The organism is Paraflavitalea devenefica (assembly GCF_011759375.1).
Taxonomy (GTDB): domain Bacteria; phylum Bacteroidota; class Bacteroidia; order Chitinophagales; family Chitinophagaceae; genus Paraflavitalea; species Paraflavitalea devenefica.
The window spans coordinates 715,206-737,512 of record NZ_JAARML010000001.1 but is presented as its reverse complement, the minus strand read 5'-3'; the positions used below and the strand labels follow the sequence as shown (position 1 = coordinate 737,512).

The 22,307-nt window shown below is 47.9% G+C and carries 19 protein-coding genes; 17 read left to right on the top strand and 2 right to left on the bottom strand.

Annotated features, from left to right (window positions below):
• Positions 1 to 113 precede the first annotated feature (113 nt).
• Positions 114 to 803 carry a hypothetical protein gene (locus HB364_RS02860; protein ID WP_167286384.1) on the bottom strand — a complete coding sequence of 230 codons (690 nt, stop codon included), beginning with the start codon at positions 801 to 803 and terminating at the stop codon, positions 114 to 116.
• A 456-nt stretch (positions 804 to 1,259) separates the two neighbouring features.
• Here HB364_RS02860 and HB364_RS02855 point away from each other — a divergent pair, with 456 nt between their 5' ends.
• From HB364_RS02855 to HB364_RS02810, 10 genes are all read left to right on the top strand, one after another.
• On the top strand, positions 1,260 to 1,598 hold the full coding sequence (locus tag HB364_RS02855) for a DUF6686 family protein (RefSeq protein WP_167286383.1): 339 nt from the start codon (positions 1,260 to 1,262) through the stop codon (positions 1,596 to 1,598).
• Positions 1,599 to 1,941: 343 nt separating this feature from the next.
• Positions 1,942 to 2,811, top strand: a complete 870-nt coding sequence (locus HB364_RS02850) for a MerR family transcriptional regulator (protein WP_167286382.1) — start codon at positions 1,942 to 1,944, stop codon at positions 2,809 to 2,811.
• Between the two features lie 152 nt (positions 2,812 to 2,963).
• Positions 2,964 to 3,464 (top strand): RNA polymerase sigma factor, encoded by a 501-nt coding sequence (locus HB364_RS02845; RefSeq protein WP_167286381.1) that lies wholly within the window; start codon positions 2,964 to 2,966, stop codon positions 3,462 to 3,464.
• A gap of 88 nt (positions 3,465 to 3,552) precedes the next feature.
• Positions 3,553 to 5,031 (top strand): phytoene desaturase family protein, encoded by a 1,479-nt coding sequence (locus HB364_RS02840; protein ID WP_167286380.1) that lies wholly within the window; start codon positions 3,553 to 3,555, stop codon positions 5,029 to 5,031.
• A 35-nt stretch (positions 5,032 to 5,066) separates the two neighbouring features.
• Positions 5,067 to 5,900, top strand: a complete 834-nt coding sequence (locus HB364_RS02835; protein ID WP_167286379.1) for a phytoene/squalene synthase family protein — start codon at positions 5,067 to 5,069, stop codon at positions 5,898 to 5,900.
• 45 nt (positions 5,901 to 5,945) lie between these two features.
• Entirely contained in the window at positions 5,946 to 6,473 is a 528-nt protein-coding gene (idi, locus tag HB364_RS02830) for an isopentenyl-diphosphate Delta-isomerase (protein ID WP_167286378.1), read from the top strand.
• 67 nt (positions 6,474 to 6,540) lie between these two features.
• Positions 6,541 to 7,035, top strand: a complete 495-nt coding sequence (locus HB364_RS02825) for a sterol desaturase family protein (RefSeq protein ID WP_167286377.1) — start codon at positions 6,541 to 6,543, stop codon at positions 7,033 to 7,035.
• A gap of 64 nt (positions 7,036 to 7,099) precedes the next feature.
• Positions 7,100 to 8,242, top strand: a complete 1,143-nt coding sequence (locus HB364_RS02820; protein WP_167286376.1) for a lycopene cyclase family protein — start codon at positions 7,100 to 7,102, stop codon at positions 8,240 to 8,242.
• 214 nt (positions 8,243 to 8,456) lie between these two features.
• Complete coding sequence (locus tag HB364_RS02815) at positions 8,457 to 10,391, top strand: T9SS type A sorting domain-containing protein (RefSeq protein WP_167286375.1); 1,935 nt, start codon at positions 8,457 to 8,459, stop codon at positions 10,389 to 10,391.
• A 110-nt stretch (positions 10,392 to 10,501) separates the two neighbouring features.
• Positions 10,502 to 11,869, top strand: coding sequence for a sigma-54-dependent transcriptional regulator (locus HB364_RS02810; RefSeq protein WP_167286374.1), 1,368 nt, complete (start codon positions 10,502 to 10,504; stop codon positions 11,867 to 11,869).
• A gap of 53 nt (positions 11,870 to 11,922) precedes the next feature.
• Here the strand turns inward: HB364_RS02810 and HB364_RS02805 are convergent, their stop codons facing one another.
• Positions 11,923 to 13,182, bottom strand: a complete 1,260-nt coding sequence (locus tag HB364_RS02805; protein ID WP_167286373.1) for a dicarboxylate/amino acid:cation symporter — start codon at positions 13,180 to 13,182, stop codon at positions 11,923 to 11,925.
• 464 nt (positions 13,183 to 13,646) lie between these two features.
• Between HB364_RS02805 and kdpF the strand changes: the two genes are divergently transcribed.
• The 7 genes from kdpF (at position 13,647) to HB364_RS02770 (ending at position 22,202) form a co-directional block, all read left to right on the top strand.
• Positions 13,647 to 13,727 (top strand): K(+)-transporting ATPase subunit F, encoded by an 81-nt coding sequence (gene kdpF, locus HB364_RS33615; protein ID WP_167287717.1) that lies wholly within the window; start codon positions 13,647 to 13,649, stop codon positions 13,725 to 13,727.
• Positions 13,728 to 13,746: 19 nt separating this feature from the next.
• Positions 13,747 to 15,459 carry a potassium-transporting ATPase subunit KdpA gene (gene kdpA, locus HB364_RS02795; RefSeq protein WP_167286372.1) on the top strand — a complete coding sequence of 571 codons (1,713 nt, stop codon included), beginning with the start codon at positions 13,747 to 13,749 and terminating at the stop codon, positions 15,457 to 15,459.
• A 69-nt stretch (positions 15,460 to 15,528) separates the two neighbouring features.
• Positions 15,529 to 17,577, top strand: a complete 2,049-nt coding sequence (gene kdpB / locus HB364_RS02790; RefSeq protein ID WP_167286371.1) for a potassium-transporting ATPase subunit KdpB — start codon at positions 15,529 to 15,531, stop codon at positions 17,575 to 17,577.
• A gap of 69 nt (positions 17,578 to 17,646) precedes the next feature.
• The gene (locus tag HB364_RS02785) at positions 17,647 to 18,210 is read left to right on the top strand and encodes a K(+)-transporting ATPase subunit C (RefSeq protein ID WP_167286370.1); all 564 of its coding nucleotides are present in this window, start codon (positions 17,647 to 17,649) and stop codon (positions 18,208 to 18,210) included.
• A gap of 26 nt (positions 18,211 to 18,236) precedes the next feature.
• Complete coding sequence (locus HB364_RS02780) at positions 18,237 to 19,310, top strand: porin (protein WP_167286369.1); 1,074 nt, start codon at positions 18,237 to 18,239, stop codon at positions 19,308 to 19,310.
• Positions 19,311 to 19,368: 58 nt separating this feature from the next.
• Positions 19,369 to 20,493 (top strand): sensor protein KdpD, encoded by a 1,125-nt coding sequence (locus HB364_RS02775; protein WP_167286368.1) that lies wholly within the window; start codon positions 19,369 to 19,371, stop codon positions 20,491 to 20,493.
• Positions 20,494 to 20,501: 8 nt separating this feature from the next.
• Complete coding sequence (locus HB364_RS02770) at positions 20,502 to 22,202, top strand: sensor histidine kinase (protein ID WP_167286367.1); 1,701 nt, start codon at positions 20,502 to 20,504, stop codon at positions 22,200 to 22,202.
• The last annotated feature ends 105 nt before the right edge of the window (positions 22,203 to 22,307 follow it).

The window sequence follows — 22,307 nt, the reverse complement described above, 5'->3', positions numbered from 1 at the left end:
TTGCCCTACAGGGTTATCGGGCGGGGCTGTTTTAATTATTGATACAAGGAACGGCCATCAGGAGCAACGCGCGCCTGATGGCCGAATGGACTATTGAAAAGCGTATTAACCGGTTAATAAATAAAATACACTTCGCTATCCGGCTGCTGGGGCCCGCCGGCAATTTCCAGCGATGAAACCGTTTTGTCCAGTTGTTTCCCCTGTATGGTAAACTGGGTTAACTGTATGCTTTCTGCCACAGGGGTTCCATTTCCGGTATATTTAATGATCTTTTTGGGTAACCTGTCCATGGTACTTAAAACGGGCCAGTTGTAAATATCATACAGTGGCAACAGGGATGTAAGATTAATGAATGACCAGGGATTAAAATAGCAGGGTTCAGCGTATGCCGCTATTTCATAAATGATCCGGTTGTTATTGTGATCCGTAGCTGTTACTTTACTTAACAATCCCTGCGCATCGTATTCGTATACCGAGGTCCATTGTAATTTCGGTCCGGCCTCATTGGTCAGAAACAGTTTCAGCTCCGCTACTTTTCCGTTGGTTTTGTAACTATATTCAAATGTGTGATAACTATTGGTGTGGGCGCTTTTCATGATCATGCTGGCAATTTGATTGGATGCATTGTAATAGAATTCGCTGGTGCGGGCAGACCGGGTACTTTTAATCCGGATCAGTTTGTTGCCACCATAGCCAAAACGAACAGTATCGGGCCCTGTTGGTGAAGAATAAACGATTTCCCGTTGCGTGCTGTCGGGATTATAATAAAAATCAGCAAGGCTATTAAAGGTCTGGTAATTCATTTTTTGTAACAAAGGCAGCTGTTCATTGACGACCGTGCAGAACGGTATATGATCAAGGCCCGTAACGGAACCATTGTCCTTGAATCCAACCGCCCGTTATTTCGGGCAAAAGGGCTTAAACATCGCCTGCCCAACTGGAAGCAGATTGAGGGCCAAAACCTCAGTTCCCATATCCTTGAACTGATCACTAAAGCAATCCAAAGTCATGTTGAAAAGGACAATCTATAACCCATTTTTTCGTCCCAAATTCCATGTCAATAAGTCACTCCGGCAGGCTCGCAAAAGCCTGTAAATCATACCATATTTGGTTAGATAATTGTCCGGTTAGGACTGCCGATTGCCGACTCACGACTGTCGCTCCACCTTTTCCCCTTCGCGCAACTGCCTTTTCCCAATACGGTAACCGCGGTTTGCGGGCCTGCTATACTTTTGACGCATAGTAAAAAATCCATCATCATGTGTCAATATCAAACCTTGTTCTATGACGATAAAGTAGGTTACGTCATCCGCTGCCTTCATTGTGAAAACTTCCAGATAGGGTATGGCAATGTGCTCATCAACCTCTATACGGCCGACTTTTGCGACTTCGTACAATGGATCAAAGACTGCCATATAGATAAATATGGCGCTACCGATCCGGGCATCAAATCCATCATCATTCCTACGCCCTGCGAGGGGTTAAAACTATTCCTCAGCCAGCGTGAATTGCAGGAACTGCATGACATGCTCGATACCGCCGACTCCGAATGGCGCTCCCAGCAAATGCTACGTCTTTTTACCAATAAACCAGTATAAATATCCCTTAACAGGCTGTCACTCCCGCAGCCTGTTTTTTACCGCCCTGCAAGGTCATTGCTTCAGAGGCCGGCTGCTTACTGTCCCATCGGGACAGCCGCTTTGTAGAAAAACACCGCCCCAATGCTGTTTGCCCCATAGGGGCAATCCTCTCCCGCCTTCCTACAGCCACCAAATCTCTTTTCCTCCAAATCCCGTACATTAATAAAGTTCAATAAAGGCAACATTAATATTGTGCATCTGTAAAAGCCTGGTTAGTAGTTAGTTTCGATTTAATATTATTATATTTGCTAAAGAGTTTGAGACCGGCCATCAAACCTTGAACGCTTTTACCTGTATTAATATGAATGCGTTTACCATTAAAGACCTGGAAAACCTGTCAGGCATCAAAGCCCATACCATACGGATTTGGGAACAGCGCTATTCTTTTCTCAAACCGCAGCGCACGCAAACCAACATCAGGTACTATAACAAGGATGAGCTCAAGGCCATCCTCGACATTGCACTCCTCAACAAATATGGATACAAGATCTCGATCATTGATAAAATGAATGCCGCCGAAGTGCAGCAGAAAATTGGCTCCCTCTCTCATATCGAAGCGCAACAGGAACGGCTTATCAATGACATGCTGCAATGCATGGTCGACCTCAACATGGCTAAATTCGAGGCCCTACTCAATGAATCCATCCAGTTACGGGGCATTGACAAAACCATCACCTTCCTCATATTTCCTTTCCTCGATAAGATCGGCATCCTCTGGCTTGCCAATCACATCAATCCGGCACAGGAACACCTCGTCTCCAATGTCATCAGGCAAAAACTCATCGTTGGCATTGAGAATACAACGTCACACATAATAGTTCATAAAACAGTCCTGCTCTTTCTGCCCGAAGGAGAGCACCATGAATTGGGATTGCTCTACGTATACTACCTCTTAAAGAGCCGGGGTGCACAGGTCATCTACCTTGGTGCAAATGTACCTGTACGTGATCTTGAATTCATCACTCATCTCAAACTGCCTGATTACCTCTACACGCACCTTACCTGCATGACAGGCAATAGTAACCTGGATAAATTCTTTCAGCAGTTACACCACAAAATGCCCCAGGTCCCCCTGGTTATTTCCGGGTATACAAAATTCAAAAAAATGCCTCCCGGCATCCTCCTCAAAAGGTCGCTCACAGAGGTCCTGGACTACGTCGCTACATTATAACCGCACTTCCCGTATCCGGTAAGACCAGTATAACTGATTGTATTACTACATGTTAAGATTTTAACATATCTTAATCAACCTGGGTTGCTCCAGAATTAAACAAATGTTTAAATTTGGGGTGGATTTATTCTAAACGATAAAAATTAGAAGCCATGTCGACGATAGAATTTAATCAAATGCTGGTGAACAATGCGGAGTTTTTAAAACCCTTTGCTATCACGCTCACACGGGATACAGAAGCTGCGAAAGATCTGTTCCAGGAAACTTTATTCAGGGCCTTAGCCAATAAGGATAAATACAATGTTGGTACCAACATCAAAGCGTGGTTGTATACCATCATGCGGAATATCTTTATCAATAACTACAGGAGAAAAGCTAAGCAAAATACCATCTTTGATAGTACGCCCAACGATTTCCTGCTCAATCATAACCAGGCCGTAACAGCCAACGAAGCAGAGAGTAATCTGAGGTTAAAGGATATTCAGCATGCTATTCACAACCTGCCCGAAATATTCAGGAACCCTTTCCTGTTATACTTCGATGGGTTCAAATACCATGAGATCGCTGAAATGCTCGATGAGCCCCTCGGTACCATCAAAAGCCGCATACACTTTGCGCGGAAACTCTTGAAAACGCAAATGCATCGGTTCTAACAGCATACTGTAAAACACTTTTAAACAAAAGGGTGGGTTGTCCCGTACTTCAGTCGGGATGGCTCACCCTTCTTGCTTAAATTACAGCGTGGGAAAAAAAGTCATCGTCATTGGAAGCGGCTTTGCCGGCATGGCTGCTGCATCATTCATGGCCAAAGCAGGATGGCAGGTCACCGTATTGGAAAAACAGGCCACGCCCGGTGGCCGGGCCGGACAATTAATACAGGATGGCTTCACCTTCGATAAAGGTCCCAGTTGGTACTGGATGCCCGACATCTTTGAACGTTACTTCGCCGCCTTTGGAAAGCTGGTGCAGCAATACTACACCCTTCACCGGCTCGATCCTTCTTACCGCATCTGGTGGGAACAGGGATTTACCGACGTACCGGCTGGTCTGGATGCTTTCAAAAGCATGCTCGATCAGTGGGAACCCGGCGCTGCCATCCGCCTCGATAAATTTCTGCAGGAAGCCGCTTTCAAATACAGAACAGGCATGCACAAACTGGTCTTCAAACCAGGCCAGTCGCTGACAGAGTTCCTCGATAGGGATGTCATAAAAGGCATCTTCCGGCTCGACATCTTTACGTCGGTGCAAAAGCACATCCATAAATACTTCAAACATCCACGCATCCGGCAAATGCTGGAATTCCCGGTCCTCTTCCTCGGCGCTTTGCCCGAAAATACCCCCGCCCTGTACAGCCTTATGAACTATGCCGACATCGTAGGCGGCACCTGGTATCCCGAAGGAGGAATATACAGCGTCGTATCAGCCATGCACCAGCTCGCTACCAGCCTCGGTGTGCAATTCCATTTCAATCAAAACGTAATACGCATAGAGGTGGAAGCGTCCAGCGCAAAAAGGGTCATCACAGCAAACAATAGTTGGGAAGCCGATGTGGTCATTGGCGGGGCCGACTATCATTTCATAGAAAACAGCTTACTGCCGCCCACCCATCGTTCCTACACTGAAAAATATTGGGCGCAAAGACGCCTGGCGCCTTCCTGCCTCTTATACTATGTAGGGCTCAACAGGCGGCTCCACAACATACGCCACCACATGCTTTTCTTTGATGTGCCTTTCCATCAGCATGCACAGGAAATATACACTACCCGCCAATGGCCGCAGGACCCGCTCTTCTATGTATGCGCACCATCAGTGACCGACAGCACCGTAGCGCCGCCCGGCGGGGAGAACCTCTTCTTTCTCATACCCGTGGCGGCGGGATTGACCGGCGATGACGAAGCCCGCCGTGATCATTACTTCGATCGTATCCTGCAGCGCTTTGAGCGCCACATTGGCCAGCCGGTCAGAAATTCAATCGTCCTCAGGCAATCTTTTGCCAACACCAACTTCGTAAATGAATACAACTCCTTCAAGGGGAATGCCTACGGATTAGCCAATACCTTGCGGCAAACCGCCATGGGAAAACCATCATGCCGGAGTAAAAAAGTCAACAATCTTTTCTATACAGGACAGCTTACGGTGCCGGGGCCTGGTGTACCACCAGGCCTCATCAGTGGAGAAGTCGTAGCCAATGAAATATTGAAACATTTTTCGCGCAGATGAAAATAACCGGCCAAAGATTGTAAATTTAAAATACAATGCGTTTATTTCATAAGGTTAGTCAGCGTTGCAGTCGTATCACAGCGGAGGAATACAGTACATCCTTCTATTCCGCTATCCGCCTGCTGCATGCCAGTCTTCGTCCTCCCATCTGCAACATCTATGGGTTTGTCCGGTTTGCCGATGAAATAGTGGACACCCTGCATGCGTATGACAAAGCGTCCCTGCTGGCCCGGTTCAGGGAAGATACCTGGGAGGCCATTCGCCTCGGCATCAGCCTGAATCCCATCCTCCACAGCTTTCAGCTTACCGTTCATCAATACAACATTAGCCATCACCTCATAGAAGCCTTCTTTCAAAGCATGGAGGCCGATCTGGCGCAGCAATCCCACAACAGGGAAAGCTACGACAACTACATCTATGGCAGTGCCGAAGTAGTAGGCCTCATGTGCCTCTGTGTATTTTGTGAGGGCGATCAGCAACGCTATAACCAACTGCAGCCGCATGCCCGCGCGCTCGGGGCCGCTTTCCAGAAAGTCAACTTCCTGCGCGACCTCAAAGCCGATCATACCCTCCTCAGGCGCGTATATTTTCCCGGCGTAGACCCAGGCAACTTCACGGCCTCCATGAAACAGGCCATAGAAGAAGAAATTGCCCGCGACTTCCGGCAGGCTTATGAAGGTATACTACAATTACCCTTCAAAGCCCGGTTTGGGGTCTATGTAGCCTATAAATACTACGGCTCCTTATTCAGGAAAATAAAAAAAACAAAACCCGCAGCCATCATGGAGCAACGCATCAGGATACCCAATTACCGGAAGGCGCTCATATTGGTACGGGCAGGGGTAAAAAATCGGCTAAATTTAATATAGCATGGCCGGCAGGTAGTAGCTTTGGGCTTGGTAAAAGATACGTCTATGGAAATAGTCAATCAGGTAATACTGGTAAATGAGCAGGATGAACAGATAGGTACGATGGAGAAAATAGAAGCGCACCGTAAAGCTGTTTTGCACAGGGCATTCAGTGTCTTCATCTTCAACAGCAAAGGGGAAATGTTATTGCAGCAGCGCGCATTCAGTAAATACCATAGCGGTGGGTTATGGACCAATGCCTGCTGTGGCCATCCCACACCGGGCGAAGCAACGGCTGATGCCGCCAGGCGAAGACTGGGGGAAGAAATGGGATTCATGACAGACCTGCATGAACTCTTCGACTTCACCTACCGGCACGCTTTCGACAATGGCCTTACCGAATATGAATACGACCATGTTTTTGTGGGCAGTTGGGACAATGACGTATTACCGGCCAGCGAAGAAGTAAACGATTACTGCTACATCAGTCTCGAAGAAATAGCGGAATCAATGGCTTCCAATCCGCAGCAATACACCGTATGGTTTCGCATCATCTACCCGCGGATAGAAGCCTGGGCCCGTAAAACAGCATAGCTCTGTGAGGCTTGCAGCCTCGCAGCACTATTAGGTGGCTTGTAGCTACCAAACCCAAACAATGTAAATGCACTGGTTATTATACATAGGCATCTTAACAGCAACCTTCCTCGCCATGGAAGGCATCACCTGGCTTACCCATAAATTTGTCATGCATGGCTTCTTATGGTACCTGCACCGGGACCACCACCAGCCACAACCCGGCTTCTTTGAAAAAAATGATGCCTTCTTCATCATCTTTGCCATCCCCAGCTTTCTGTGCATTCTTATTGGCTCCCTACGCAACCTGTACTGGTTACAGGCCATTGGTTTTGGCGTCATGGCTTATGGTGCTGCTTACTTCATCGTGCATGATGTCATCATTCACCAGCGCTTCAAATGGTTCAGCCGTTCCAACAACACCTACATCCGCGCTATCCGATGGGCGCATAAAATGCACCACCGCCACCTCAACAAACAAGATGGCGAATCTTTCGGCATGCTCTACGTGCATAAAAAATACTGGGACAAAGTAAGGCGCGACAAAAAACTCATGACCGATAAAAAAGCCAATTATGTCTAGCCACTCGCCACTTACCACTCGCCTTAATCTTGTTCGTTGTGAATACTCTATTTGAATACCTTACATGAATCGCTTCCATTACATAATTGCCGGCGCCGGTTGTGCAGGATTAAGCCTGCTTGTTCGAATGCTGCAATCCGGACAGTTCACCGGCAAAAAAATACTACTCATAGACAAAGCGCCTAAAACCGCGAATGACCGTACCTGGTGCTTCTGGGAAAAACAGCCCGGTTTCTTTGAATCCATCGTTCATAAAAGCTGGCAACATCTGTGGTTCTACGGCACGGAATATACCGGCTTGCACAACATTCACCCCTATACCTACAAAATGATCAGGGGATTTGATTTTTATCAATACTGCTTTCAAATAATCCGGAAATACCCGGATGTGACCATTGAATATGCCAACGTAAAACGCATAGACAACAAAGGTGATCATGCGGTGCTCGAAACAGATCACCAATACTATGAGGCAGATCATATCTTCAGCAGCATTCTCTTTGATAAACCTTCCCTCAGCAAGCGGGAATATTACCTGCTGCAGCATTTTAAAGGCTGGGTCATTACAACGCCCCAACCCGTTTTCAATCCTGCCGAAGCTACCCTCATGGATTTCAGGGTAAGCCAGGAACAAGGAACAGCCTTTGTATATGTCATGCCATTCACTGCCAACAGCGCCCTGGTGGAATACACCGTATTCTCCGCCCAGGTATTAGCCCCGGAGGAATACGATAAGGCGCTGAAAGCATACATCACTAACCTGCTCAAAATAACGGACTACAACATCGTGGAAGAAGAGTCCGGCGCCATCCCTATGACAAACCATCGTTTCATTGCTGACAATGGTGCAGTCACCTTCCTGGGAACTGCAGGCGGACAAACAAAAGCTTCCAGCGGTTACACCTTTCAATTCATTCAAAAACAAACAGCGCAACTGGTCAATGCCATGGCCAATAAGAAAAAACACTTAGCAACTCAACATTTCATGGACAAAAGATTTCAATGGTATGATGGCATCCTGCTCAACATTCTCTCGCAGCATAAACTACCCGGTGCCTTCATCTTCACAGAGCTCTTTAAAAAAAACAAAGCCACAGCAATACTGCAGTTCCTGGACAATGAAACCTCGCTGCTGCAGGAAATAAGCATAATTACGGTACTACCGAAACGCGTATTTGTACGCGCTGCATTTCAACAACTCCTCTAACAGAAATAGCAAGGGGCCTGAAAAACAGTTCATAAAACGTTTTGCTGACATACCCGGATACGATCAAATATTTTGATAGAATCCACGTCTGATGTATATTTGATAACAAGTAATTCCCCCCGATTTGTTTGCCATGTCCATTTTGGCAGAATAATTGTACGAATCACACCTGCGTCAAGAAAGTCCTATTCATTAATCAAGTAGTGCATTTCTTATGAGAAACCTGATATTGTGTGTGGCTGCTTTGCTATGCAGCAAAATAACCCTTTTGGCCCAGGTCAGCTATACAGCCGACAATACCGTACTTCCTTACGACGGATACTTCTATTATGGTACCAATGGTGGCTATTATTATACATGGGATGACAAAAGCCTCGCTGACATTGCAGCCGGCAACCCATTCAAAAATGTCAAAGGTTTAGAAAGCAAGACCTTCAGGCCCCCACTCCCGGCCTGGTTTGTAGACTATTACTCTTACAATGTTCGCATCAACGAATTCCAGCATTACAATACCATCGGTGCGCGCGATCATACCGTCATACTCAATTCCCCTGCTGACAGTGAAATCGATACTACCTATTACGACAGGGACCTGAGCCCCGTAGCCTCCAATGAGTGCGGCATCCACTCCTACATGTTCAGGAACATGTACACGCCCATCTGGGATGGAGGTCTTAACGGAACGCCTTATAATGATACCAACTATTGCGCGCGTTACATCTATGAAGTCGTATCAAGGTATAAAACCTGGACCAAATTCTGGGAAATAGTCAACGAGCCCGATTTCGATGGTACCCAGCAGGCCTGGAAACCACGGGGCACAGCAGGCAACTGGTGGGAAAACATTCCCTTTCCCTGCAGCTTGTCCAATCTGCGGGCGCCGGTATTTCATTACATACGCTGGTTGCGCATAGCTTACGATGTCATCAAAACGCTGGACCCCACCGCTTATGTGGCGCCCGGTGGTTTGGGATATGCCAGCTTTGTAGACATATTATGCCGCTATACCGATAACCCGGTGGACGGAAGTGTTACACCGGAATATCCGCTGAAAGGATCTGCTTACTTCGATGTACTCAGCTTTCACAGCTACCCGCAATATGCACTGGCCTCCTGGAGCAATGCCATCAACGGCTGGTTCTTCGAACGTCATTCCGATAAGGCCGTGCAAAAATTCATCGACCAGAAAAAAGAATTCGACAGCGTACTAAAAATATATGGGTACGACGGCATACAGAAGCCTAAAAAACTATACATCTGTACAGAGACCAACATACCCTCCAAAGCATTCACCACCTTCATTGGCTCCGACCAGGCGCAAACCAACTACATCATGAAAGTGCTGGTGCAAAGCCAGAAAAACGGCGTGCTGCAAACCTATCCTTTTGTATTGGGCGATGATAAGCCGTTAGCCGATGCCGTAGATGGATTTCAGCTAATGGGACTCTATGAAAGTCTTACCAACCAGGGGCCTTTCAACGGAGGTACCGGTTATAACCATAAATTTAAAAACTCCGGCATTGGCTATAAAACCCTTGCCAACCTCTTACTATATACACGGTACGATTCGGCGAGGACCGCTGCCATGAACATCCCGGCTACGCAGGAAGGGGCTGCGTTCAGGGATACCCTCGGCGGCTACATTTATGCGCTGTGGACCAAGACCACCCAAGACATGAATGAAAATGCCACTGGCACCTATTCATTCCCGGCTGCTATGAATGTGGCGCCGCAATTGAAAAAGAGGCTGTGGAACTATAGCTCAACAGGGTCAACCGCCCTCATTAATTCAACCAACATTGCGCTCAATGGTACACCCATCCTGTTGTCTGAGAGCTTTGAAATATTGCCTGATGATGATAAGCCGGGACCGGCGCCTGTAGAATCAGAATTTGCGGTGAACATCTATCCCAACCCCGCTTCGTCGGCAGCAACCTTGTCCTTTACCTTGAAAAGCAGTGCCCGGGTGAGGGTGGCTATCTACAATACCGGGGGAAGGTTAATCACCACAGCCATTGCTGATCGTTCCTTCGCGGGCGGCTCGCACGTAGTACCCCTGCCCATACAGCAACTGACCAGTGGTGTTTACTACTGCCGCTTCACCACCGAAAAATCAGAAGTAATGAAAAAAATCATCATCGTACGATAAACACATGGTGGGTCGCCCCTTAAGGCGGCTCACCATGTGTACCCCCCACTCGCCATTTACTACTCACCACTCGCCTCTTTTTAAGTAGCTTTGGCCCACAAGTCATTCCTATGCCGGGCACCATACTCCTTATAGACGATGAAGAAAAACTGCGTGGTTTACTCAAACGGATCATCACCCTTGAAGGCTTCACCATCCACGAAGCCGGCGACCTCAAAGCAGGCGCCAGACTGCTCGACAAAGGACCCATAGACATCGTACTCTGCGATGTAAAACTACCCGATGGGAGCGGCGTCGATTTTGTAAAAGAAGTAAAAACAAAACATCCGGCCACAGAGATCATCTTGCTGACCGCTTACGGCAACATCCCCGATGGCATCCAGGCTATAAAAAATGGCGCCTTCGACTACATCACCAAGGGCGACGACAATGACAAGATCATTCCCCTGCTCATGCGGGCCATGGAAAAAGTAACCCTGCAAAAACGTGTGGAGCAACTGGAACAGCAGGTAGGGAAAAAATACAGCTTTGATAACATCCTGGGTACTGCTCCCCTCATCAAAGAGGCCATTGAGCTGGCGCGTAAAGTAGCGCCGTCCGATGCTACCGTCTTACTGCTGGGAGAGACAGGTACCGGTAAAGAAGTCTTTGCCCAGGCCATTCATGCCGGCAGCAAGCGGAATGGGAAACCATTCATTGCTTTAAACTGCAGTGCCTTCAGCAAGGAGCTGCTGGAAAGCGAACTCTTTGGTTACAGGGCAGGCGCTTTTACCAGTGCTGTCAAAGACAAAAGGGGACTGATGGAAGAAGCCAACAATGGTACCCTCTTCCTCGATGAAATAGGCGAGATGCACATAGACCTGCAAAGCAAACTATTGCGGGTGCTGGAAACAAGTGAGTTCATCAAGCTGGGAGATACAAAACCTGTCCGCGTTAATGTGCGCATCATTGCCGCGACCAACCGGCAACTGCAGCAGGATGTAGCCGACGGTAAATTCCGGGAAGACCTCTTCTACCGGCTCAACGTATTCACCATTCCTTTACCGGCTTTGCGGGACCGGAAAAGAGACATTCCCGTACTGGCGGAATACTACCTGCGTGTATTTGCGCAGAAATCCAATCAGCGAATCGACAGCATGAGCCCGGAATTCCTGGAGCAATTACAGCGTCATAACTGGAAAGGCAACATCCGGGAACTAAAAAATACCATGGAGCGGGCGGTTATACTGGCCGACGGGCCGCAATTAACAGTGGAGAACCTGCCGGTAGAGTTACAGCACAACACAAATGCAATGACCAACGGAGAAGCTGATCATTCATTGTCTGCCTTCTCATTGGCCAGCATGGAAAAACTGCACATCCAGCGGGTACTCAACCATACCAAAGGAAACAAAACAGAAACGGCCAGGCTCCTCAACATCGGCCTTACCACCTTATACAGGAAGATTGAAGAGTACGGTCTTGGTCGCGACTCATAATTATAGAATCGTGTTCATCAATGCTCGAAGCTCGTAGCTCACAGCTCGAAGCTTTACTGCAGCGCCTCTCTCGCCTTATCCATATCCAGCTCTTTCTCCCACCTCGACACAAACAGCGTCGCCACTGCATTCCCGATAATATTCGTCAGTGCCCGCGCTTCACTCATAAACCGGTCAATACCTAAGATCAAAGCCAGGCCAGCCACTGGGATATTGCCGGCTGCCGGCAAAGTCGCTGCCAGTGTAATAAAGCCGCTGCCGGTTACACCGGCCGCACCTTTCGATGTCACCATCAATATCACCAGCAGGGTAAGCTGTTGCGACAGGTCCATGGGCGTATTCGTAGCCTGTGCGATAAAAATAGCCGCCATCGTAAGATAAATAGAAGTGCCGTCGAGGTTAAAAGAATAACCGGTAGGCACCACCAGTCCTACTACCGACCTGGAACACCCTGCTTTCTCCAGCTTTTCGATCAGGCTGGGCAGGGCCGATTCACTGGAGGAAGTACCCAGTACGATCAGCAGCTCCTCCTTTAAATAATTCAGCAGCTTGAAAATATTCAGCCGCATAAAATACAGGATGCCGCCGAGGACTACTACAATAAAAATAATACAGGTAAGATAGAAGGTGCCCATCAGCTTGGCCAGCGACTGCAGACTGCCAGCGCCATACTTGCCGATCGTAAATGACATAGCGCCCAAAGCTCCCAATGGGGCTACCTTCATAATAAGATGGATAATGCCGAATAGGATATCAGAGAACCCTTTAATAAAAGTCATCACGGGTTGAACCTTGGGCCCCAGCTTCAGCGCAGCCGTTCCAAACAGTACAGAGAAAAGCAGGATCTGTAGCAGATCGCCTTTGGCAAAAGCTTCAACAATCGTGTGGGGGATAATATTCAGCAGGAACTCAACGGTCGTTTGTGGTTTCTGGGTGACGGCTATATCTTTCAGGGCGCTGGGGTCAAGCTTCGTTACATCTACATTCATCCCTTCTCCGGGTCGCAGGATATTAATGGCGGCCAGCCCGATCAGCAGGGCAATAGTTGTAAGCACCTCAAAATAAATAAGTGCCTTCACCCCCACGGTGCCTGCCTTCTTCATATCGTCCATGCCTCCCATGCCGCTCACAATCGTACAGAAGATCACCGGTCCGATCAGCATCTTCACCAGCCGGATGAAACCATCGCCTAACGGCTTCAGTTGCACGGCAAAAGAAGGATAAAAATGCCCCAGTAAGATACCGGCTACGATCGCTACAATCACCTGGAAATAAAGACTCTGATAGAACTTCTTACGACGCTTTGGAATCATGCGATCAAGATAGGGAAACATTTCCATTTTGGAAGCCCCACCCTTCCAAAATGAAAGGGTCCTCACCAGCCTTGCTCTACGCTCCCAATAACATAAAACAGCTCCAAACCCTTTGGCAGCAACGCATTAAAGCCATCCCGCCAATACAACTACTGGCGCCGGTACACCCTTTGCCAATCCATAAGCAAAAAACAATATGAAAACACATAAAAAAGCATTTGGCGACCGGTTGAAGATGCACATCATTATTCCGGCAGTATATGTAGCCGTGCTGGTAGCCTTACTCATTTCATCCATTATTAATTAATAAACCATGCTCACCATCATCTTATTCATCGCCGGGATCATCAGCTTCGCACTCTTCTTCAAATGTGTCGACTTCTTTGAAAAAGTGTGACCGCAACCCGAAGGGCTAACAGCTAATACCTGGTACCTAATTCCCGAACCAAGTAAACACAAATAACATGATGAACTTCCTTTTCGCCGTATCCATCCTGGTATTCATCTACCTCGTATACGTGCTCCTGAAACCAGAAAAATTTTAATCCTAAACACATTGGACAAATGAATACAGAATTAACCGGTGTAATCGTAACCTTCCTGCTAACCGTATTGTTGGCATTCCCCCTGGGACGGTATATCGCCAAAGTTTTCCGTGGCGACAGAACGGTTACCGACTTTATGCACCCCATTGAGCGGTTCATCTTCCGCTTCAGTGGTATTGACCCTGCCAAAAAAATGAACTGGAAAGACTTCCTGAAAGCCATGCTTACCATCAACATGTTGTGGTTTGTATACGCTTTCTTCCTGCTCCTCTTCCAGGATAAACTGCCGCTGAATCCCGATGGTAATCCGGGTCAGACGCCTGACCTCGCTTTTAACACCGCCATCAGCTTCCTGGTCAACTGCGATCTGCAACACTATTCCGGTGAATCGGGGCTTACCTATCTCACACAGTTGTTTGTAATAAACTTCCTGATGTTCGTGAGTGCCGCCACCGGTATTGCCGCGCTGGTAGGAGTGCTGAACGGGTTGAAGGAGAAAACGACCAACAACCTCGGTAACTTCTGGAGCATCTTTACAAAAACCATTACCCGCATACTATTACCCCTGTGTTTGATAGTGGGGGTAATACTGGCTTTCAACGGAACGCCCGCCAGCTTTGATGGTAAAGATACCATCACTACCCTGCAAGGTGATTCTGTTCAGGTGTCCCGTGGACCCGCAGCCGGTATGATCGCTATTAAGCACATCGGTACCAACGGTGGTGGCTGGTTTGGCGCCAACTCAGCCCACCCCCTGGAAAATCCCAACTACTTCACCAATATGGTGGAGCTCATTGCGCAAATGATCATTCCCATTGCGATGATCTTCGCCCTCGGCTTTTACCTCAACCGTAAAAAGTTTGCCTATGTAATCTTTGGGGTGATGACAGTGGGCATGCTTTGTTTACTCATACCCACTATTCACTGGGAGGTAAACGGAAGTCCGGCCATTGCACACCTCGGTGTGGCGCAGCCCACCGGGGCCATGGAAGGGAAGGAAGTACGGTTTGGTCCTGCGGCTTCCGGTTACTGGAGTATTGTCACTACCATCATCTCCACCGGTTCGGTGAACTCCATGCACGACAGTTCCATGCCATTATCCGGTATGATGGAATTGCTGGGCATGATGATCAATGCCTTCTATGGCGGTTGCGGGGTTGGTATCCTCAACTACCTTATCTACATCATCATAGCCGTGTTCATTGCGGGATTAATGGTGGGCCGTACGCCGGAGTTCATGGGCCATAAAGTGGAAGCCCGTGAAGTCAAGATCGCTGCCATCGTAACCTTGTTCTCTGCCTTTCTGCTGAAAGCGGGTGTTGCATTGGCTGCCTACTTCGTAGCCCATCACCCCGAAATGGACTGGGCCGTCAAGCCCGGCAACTGGTTGAACAATCCCGGTTACCACGGTTTCTCTGAAATGTTATATGAGTTCACCTCTTCCAATGCCAACAATGGCAGTGGCTTTGAAGGCCTGGGCGATAACAACATCTTCTGGAACGTATCTACGGGTATTGTACTCATCCTGTCAAGGTTCATTCCCATCATAGGGCCGGTAGCCATCATCGGATTATTGGCCAATAAGAAGTTTATCCCCGAATCACCCGGCACCCTGCGAACAGACTCCGTAACCTTTGGTATGATGACATTTGCCGTTATCATAATCATTAATGCCTTATCCTTTTTCCCGGCCCTGGCGCTGGGCCCTATTGCTGAATACTTCAGCATGTGAAACGATCGAGGGTGAGTAGATAGCACTCATCCTCACGTTTCATAGCTGACAAACTTAAGAATGTAAACAATGAAAAATAATAACACAGCTTTATTCCCCCGCCGCATGGTACTGACCGCCCTCAAGCAGTCATTCGTAAAGCTCAACCCCCGTATCATGTTCCGCAATCCCGTTATGTTTACGGTAGAACTGGGCACCTTTGTCATGCTGGGTGTTTGTATCTGGATTGCCGCGGGTGAAACAGGACAGGGCAGCCTGACCTACAACGCACTCATCACAGCCATCCTGTTAATAACCGTACTATTCGCCAACTTTGCAGAAGCCATTGCCGAAGCCCGTGGTAAAGCACAGGCCGACAGCCTGCGCAAAACGAGGGAAGACACGCCTGCCAAGAAAATATTTGTGGTCGGCGAAATATATACCAACGAAATAAAAATAATTCCCTCTTCACAACTGCGTAAAGGCGACAAATTTGTGTGCGAAGCAGGCGACATCATTCCCATGGATGGGGAGATCGTAGAAGGGCTGGCTACCATTGATGAGTCTGCCATCACCGGTGAGTCGGCTCCTGTGATCAGGGAATCCGGTGGTGATAAATCCTCTGTTACGGGCGGCACAAAAGTGCTGTCCGACAGGATTGTGGTGCAGGTAACTACTGAACCCGGTGAAAGCTTTCTGGATAAAATGATTGCCCTCGTAGAAGGGGCCTCCCGTCAAAAGACCCCCAATGAAATAGCCCTCACTATTTTATTGGCCAGCTTTACCCTCATCTTCATCATTGTGTGTGTAACGCTCAAACCTTTTGCCGACTATGCCAATACTTCTATCACCATCGCGGCTTTCATTTCCCTCTTTGTATGCCTGATCCCTACTACTATTGGAGGTTTGCTTTCCGCCATCGGTATTGCCGGTATGGACAGGGCCCTGCGTGCCAATGTCATCACCAAAAGTGGTAAGGCCGTAGAAACAGCCGGCGACCTGGATACCCTGTTACTGGATAAAACAGGCACCATTACCATTGGTAACCGCAAAGCCACCAACTTCTGGCCCTCAGGCAATACGCGTGAAAATGATTTTATAGAAGCTTGTGTACTGGCTTCTCTTGCCGATGAAACACCGGAAGGTAAATCCATCATAGAACTGGCTGCCGGCAAAGGTGTTAAACATTCACCATCAGCCAATGGCCTGAAATTTATTCCCTTCACCGCCGAAACAAGGAGCAGCGGTGTTGACCTCTCCGATGGAACAAAGATCCGCAAAGGCGCTTCTGATGCCATTAAAACACGCATCAAAAAAGCTGGTAACGGATTCCCGGTGGAAACAGAAGAAAAAGTGCAGGAGATCGCTAAGAACGGTGGTACGCCACTGGTAGTAAGCCGTGATGAAGCCGTGCTGGGGGTGATCGAATTGCAGGACATCATCAAGCCCGGTATCCAGGAACGTTTTGAACGCCTGCGCAAAATGGGTGTTAAAACCGTGATGGTTACGGGCGATAACCCGCTTACTGCAAAGTATATTGCCCAAAAAGCAGGCGTGGATGATTTCATTGCCGAGGCAAAGCCCGAGGATAAAATGAACTACATCAAGAAAGAACAACAGGGCGGCAAACTGGTGGCCATGATGGGCGATGGCACCAATGATGCACCGGCACTGGCCCAGGCCGATGTAGGTGTGGCCATGAACAGTGGCACCCAGGCAGCCAAAGAAGCAGGTAACATGGTAGACCTTGACAATGACCCTACCAAGCTCATTGAGATCGTGGAGATTGGTAAACAATTGCTGATGACAAGAGGTACCCTTACTACCTTTTCCATTGCCAATGACGTAGCCAAATACTTCGCCATTGTACCGGCCTTGTTTATCACGTCTATTCCCGCTTTACAGGCGCTTAACATCATGCACCTCAAAAGCCCGGAAAGCGCGATACTCTCGGCCATTATATTCAATGCTCTTATTATCCCGATCCTGATACCGTTGGCATTGCGTGGCGTGGCCTACAAGCCCATCGGCGCCAGTGCTTTGTTAAGAAGGAACCTGTTCATGTATGGTTTGGGTGGTATTGTAGTTCCCTTTATAGGTATAAAACTCATTGATCTGCTCCTGGGCCTCTTCATGTAGCAGCGACTCAAATCTCTACGCATGCAAGTAGCCCTAAAAGCAATAATCAATAATTAATAATAAATAATCATGAAAAAGTACATTCTGCCTTCCCTGAAGCTCACCATAATAATGATCGTATTACTGGCATTGGTCTACCCCATCCTCATAGCTGCCATTGGTAAAATGGCGCCCGGGGCAGGCAAAGGAGAAACAGTTACAGTAAATGGCAAAGTGGTAGGCTATGCCCTCGTAGGCCAAAAATTTACAGAAGATAAATATTTCCAGGGCCGTCCTTCTGCGGTAGACTACAATGCGGCCGGCTCTGCCGGTTCCAATAAAGGCCCTTCTAATCCTGATTATTTGAAAACAGTACAGGAAAGGATTGACAGCTTCCTGGTACACAATCCCGGTGTAAAGAAAGAAGACATCCCTGCCGAACTGGTAACCGCTTCCGGCAGTGGCCTCGATCCCGATCTTTCACCGGCTGCAGCTAAAATACAGGTAAAGCGAATTGCTGCCATCCGTAAGCTGGAGGAAAGTAAGCTCATCGGATTAATTGATCAGCAAACCGAGGGCCCTTTCCTCGGCCTCTTTGGCCCCGCCAAAGTAAATGTGCTCAAACTCAACATAGCATTGGACAAATTGCAATAGAAAAGAATACTTATAAAAACCAAAAGATGAAAAAGTTTTTAACTGGTACTGCCTTAATGATGAGCCTAAACGCCTTAGCGCAGGAAAGCAAGCCCTCACCACTTACCTTTAGTGGTTATACAGAACTCTATTACTCTTATGATTTCAATAAACCCGCAGATAACAACAAAGCCGGATTCCTGTACAGCCATAACCGTCACAATGAGTTCAACCTTAACCTCGGTTTCCTGAAAGCTGCTTACAATACCGAAAATGTAAGGGCCAACCTGGCCGTAGGGGCCGGTACTTACATGAATGCCAACTATGCGGCTGAACCCGGCGTATTGAAAAACATCTATGAAGCCAATGCAGGCGTAAAACTGTCAAAGAAGAAAAACCTTTGGCTCGATGCCGGTATTTTTGGCTCTCATATAGGCTTTGAAAGCGCCATTTCAAAAGATTGCTGGACATTGACCAGGAGTATCCTGGCAGAAAACACGCCTTATTATGAAGCCGGCGCCAAATTGACCTATACCAGTGATAACAACAAATGGATCATCAGTGGCATGGCCCTCAACGGCTGGCAACGTATTAAAAGGGTAGACGGAAACTCCCTCATGAGCTTTGGCACACAAATCCAGTTCAAATCAAATAGTACTACCACGCTTAATTATAGCACTTTCATCGGGACCGATAAACCTGATAGCGCCCGCCTCATGCGTTATTTCCATAACCTGTATGCCATCTTTAACCTGAGTGATAAACTGGGTGTTACAGCCGGCTTTGATATCGGTACAGAACAAAAAGCAAAAGGCAGCAGCGACATGAATACCTGGTATTCACCGGTATTGATCCTCAAATACGGTATCAATGACAAATGGGCCATTGCCGCCAGGGGCGAATATTATGAAGATAAGAACGGGGTGATCATTGCTACCGGCACCCCCAATGGCTTTAAAACCACCGGCTTTTCCCTGAACCTGGACTATGCACCTGCCTCCAATGTACTGGTATGCCTCGAAGGCAGGAGCCTGAACAGCAAAGACGAAATATTTATCAAAGAAGATAATACAAAGAAAAATGACCTCTTTATTACCACTTCTGTAGCTATCAGCTTTTAAGAAGGATGATCTGGAACTTACAGGAAAAAGTTAACTTACTAATAGCTAATTCAACATCATGCCCGATCGCGAACAAAACGTAGAACATTTTATAGAGCTCATCCGCCAGTCGAGGCGGGGCAAGTTCAAGATCTACATTGGTATGAGCGCCGGTGTGGGAAAAACCTATCGTATGTTGCAGGAGGCCCACACCTTGCTGCGCAATGGCGTGGATGTTAAAATAGGGTACATTGAAACCCACAACCGCAAAGAAACCCAGGCCCTCATCGAAGGCCTGCCCGTAATACCCCGTCGTAAACTATTCTATAAGGGAAAGGAGTTGGATGAGCTGGATGTACAGGCTATCCTGAACCTGCATCCCGAAGTGGTGATCGTAGACGAACTGGCCCATACCAACATTGAAGGCAGCAAAAATGAAAAACGCTGGCAGGATGTAATGGATATTCTTGATGCCGGTATCAATGTCATCAGTGCGGTTAACATACAACACATTGAAAGCCTCAATGAAGAAGTAAAGGATATTACCGGCATAGAAGTGACCGAGCGGGTACCGGACAATGTATTGAAACAGGCCGATGAAGTAGTGAACATTGACCTTACTGCCGATGAATTGGTCACCAGGCTGCGGGAAGGGAAGATCTATACGCCGGAAAAAGTGGAGACTGCCCTGCGCAACTTCTTTCAGTCTGAAAAAATACTGCAGCTCCGGGAGCTGGCGCTCAAGGAAGTGGCCAGCCAGGTAGAACGTAAAATAGAAACAGAGCTGCCCCGCAATGCTTATGCCCGCCAGGAGCGCTTCCTGGCCTGCATCAGCAGCAACCATGAAATAGCCAGGAAAGTAATACGAAAGACCGCCCGGCTATCCAGCTATTACAATTCCAAATGGTACCTGTTATATGTACAAACTCCGCGGGAAGATGGCGATAAAATTGGCCTGGCTGCACAGCGACACCTCATCAATAACTTTAAACTGGCTACGGAGCTCGGCGGGGAGGTCATTAAAATTAAACACAGTAATATTGCCAAAGGGATCATAGAAGTGGCCGAACAGCGGAAAGTAACCACCATCTGCATTGGTAAGCCACACCTCAACCTGTTCAGTGTCATCCTGAGCACGGCGGTATTCAACCAGTTATTGAACAAACTGTCTGCTGCAGATATTGACATTGTAATCCTTTCATAATCTACGTTATGGGCGTTCGTTTAAAAACAAAACTATCACTTGGCCTGGGATTCCTCTTCCTGGTGATCCTCACCTTCGGTATCCTGAGCCTCTATTACATCAACCGCCTCAGCAGTGATGCCAACAGGATACTCAAAAACAACTACGAGTCCCTCGTTTATTCCAATAACATGCTCGGGGCCCTCGAAGACCTTCCGGACGATTCCTCGGCTATTACGGTGTTCAGGGCCAACCTGCGCAACCAGGAGGCCAACATAACAGAACCCGGCGAGAGAGAAGTGACTGAATCCCTGCAAAAGAACTTCCAGGAACTGCTGGCCAATCCGGAGGACTCATCCAACTATGTACAGGTGCGTGAATCCATCCGCATGATTAATGACCTGAACCAGGAAGCCATCCTTAAAAAAAATGCTATTGCCGGCGCAACAGCCGAAAGTGCGAAACTTTGGCTCACCATCATATTTACCACCCTCATTCTGATAGTGCTCACCTTCATCTATAATTTTCCGGGCGTTATTGCCGAGCCTGTGGCCAAGCTGGCGGATGGCATCCGGGAAATTGCCAACAAAAACTATGGCAAGCGTATTTACCTCAAACAGGAAGATGAATTTGGCGAACTGGCCCAGGCATTCAACAGCATGGCAGGCAAGCTGGATGAGTATGAGAACAGCAACCTGGCAAAACTCACCTTTGAAAAGAAGCGTATCGAAACCATCATCAACCAGATGCGGGATGGTATCATTGGTCTTGATGAAAAAGGACACCTCCTTTTCCTGAACGCAGTGGCGGAAAAACTGCTGGGACTGAAAGAAGCAGACATCCTGGGCAAATATGCGCCCGATCTGGCTTTGAAAAATGACCTTATGCGCACGCTCCTCCAGGAAGAGGGAACCAAAAAGGAACTGAAAATATATGCCGATAACAAAGAGAGCTACTTCAATAAAGACGTATTGCATGTGGTCAACAATGGCCAGGTAGCTGGTAAAGTGATCGTTCTACGCAACATCACCTTGTTCCATGAGCTCAATGAGGCCAAGACCAACTTCATCGCTACTGTATCGCATGAGCTCAAAACACCGCTTTCCTCCATCAAAATGAGCGCGCAACTGCTCACCGACAACAGGGTGGGGCAACTCAATACAGAACAACAGGAGCTTACCAAAAGCATCAGTGAAGATGCCGACAGGTTGCTGAACATCACCAGTGAGCTGCTCAACATGTCGCAGGTGGAAACCGGTAACATTCAGTTGAAGCTGCAACCGGCCCGGCCGGCAGCCATCATAGAACAGGCGGTGCAAGCTGTACAATTCCAGGCCCAGCAGAAAAACATCACCCTGCGCACCAACCTGCCGGAAGACCTCCCTGCCGTACAGGCCGACAAGGAAAAGACCTCCTGGGTCATCATCAACTTCCTCACCAATGCCATCAGGTATTCACCCGATACTTCCTTTATTGACATTGCCGCTTACCACAAAGACAACAAAGTATTCTTCACCGTCACGGATTATGGCAGGGGCATTGACGAAAAATACCTGCCCCGCATTTTTGACCGTTACTTCAAAGTGCCCGGTACGCACGAACGCAATGGCACAGGCCTCGGTCTGGCTATCTCTAAAGAATTTATCGAAGCACAGGGCGGCGCCATCTGGGTAAAAAGCCGCATCGGCGAAGGCAGCCTCTTCGGCTTTCATCTTTCACAGGCAAAATGATATATTTGTCTCAGTGCTGCATACAGTAGTTAGTACTTTTGCTGGCGCAAGTATGCAGCCCGGCACGGCGCGCAAGCGTACTTGTGCCAGACCTAACAACTAATC

What these genes read in the sequence shown, in the direction of transcription:
- HB364_RS02860 (WP_167286384.1), bottom strand. Translation starts at nt 803, where the DNA reads ATGAATTACCAGACCTTTAATAGCCTTGCTGATTTTTATTATAATCCC.
- HB364_RS02855 (WP_167286383.1), top strand. Translation starts at nt 1,260, where the DNA reads ATGTGTCAATATCAAACCTTGTTCTATGACGATAAAGTAGGTTACGTC.
- HB364_RS02850 (WP_167286382.1), top strand. Translation starts at nt 1,942, where the DNA reads ATGAATGCGTTTACCATTAAAGACCTGGAAAACCTGTCAGGCATCAAA.
- HB364_RS02845 (WP_167286381.1), top strand. Translation starts at nt 2,964, where the DNA reads ATGTCGACGATAGAATTTAATCAAATGCTGGTGAACAATGCGGAGTTT.
- HB364_RS02835 (WP_167286379.1), top strand. Translation starts at nt 5,067, where the DNA reads ATGCGTTTATTTCATAAGGTTAGTCAGCGTTGCAGTCGTATCACAGCG.
- idi (WP_167286378.1), top strand. Translation starts at nt 5,946, where the DNA reads ATGGAAATAGTCAATCAGGTAATACTGGTAAATGAGCAGGATGAACAG.
- HB364_RS02825 (WP_167286377.1), top strand. Translation starts at nt 6,541, where the DNA reads ATGCACTGGTTATTATACATAGGCATCTTAACAGCAACCTTCCTCGCC.
- HB364_RS02820 (WP_167286376.1), top strand. Translation starts at nt 7,100, where the DNA reads ATGAATCGCTTCCATTACATAATTGCCGGCGCCGGTTGTGCAGGATTA.
- HB364_RS02815 (WP_167286375.1), top strand. Translation starts at nt 8,457, where the DNA reads ATGAGAAACCTGATATTGTGTGTGGCTGCTTTGCTATGCAGCAAAATA.
- HB364_RS02810 (WP_167286374.1), top strand. Translation starts at nt 10,502, where the DNA reads ATGCCGGGCACCATACTCCTTATAGACGATGAAGAAAAACTGCGTGGT.
- HB364_RS02805 (WP_167286373.1), bottom strand. Translation starts at nt 13,182, where the DNA reads ATGATTCCAAAGCGTCGTAAGAAGTTCTATCAGAGTCTTTATTTCCAG.
- kdpF (WP_167287717.1), top strand. Translation starts at nt 13,647, where the DNA reads ATGATGAACTTCCTTTTCGCCGTATCCATCCTGGTATTCATCTACCTC.
- kdpA (WP_167286372.1), top strand. Translation starts at nt 13,747, where the DNA reads ATGAATACAGAATTAACCGGTGTAATCGTAACCTTCCTGCTAACCGTA.
- kdpB (WP_167286371.1), top strand. Translation starts at nt 15,529, where the DNA reads ATGAAAAATAATAACACAGCTTTATTCCCCCGCCGCATGGTACTGACC.
- HB364_RS02785 (WP_167286370.1), top strand. Translation starts at nt 17,647, where the DNA reads ATGAAAAAGTACATTCTGCCTTCCCTGAAGCTCACCATAATAATGATC.
- HB364_RS02780 (WP_167286369.1), top strand. Translation starts at nt 18,237, where the DNA reads ATGAAAAAGTTTTTAACTGGTACTGCCTTAATGATGAGCCTAAACGCC.
- HB364_RS02775 (WP_167286368.1), top strand. Translation starts at nt 19,369, where the DNA reads ATGCCCGATCGCGAACAAAACGTAGAACATTTTATAGAGCTCATCCGC.
- HB364_RS02770 (WP_167286367.1), top strand. Translation starts at nt 20,502, where the DNA reads ATGGGCGTTCGTTTAAAAACAAAACTATCACTTGGCCTGGGATTCCTC.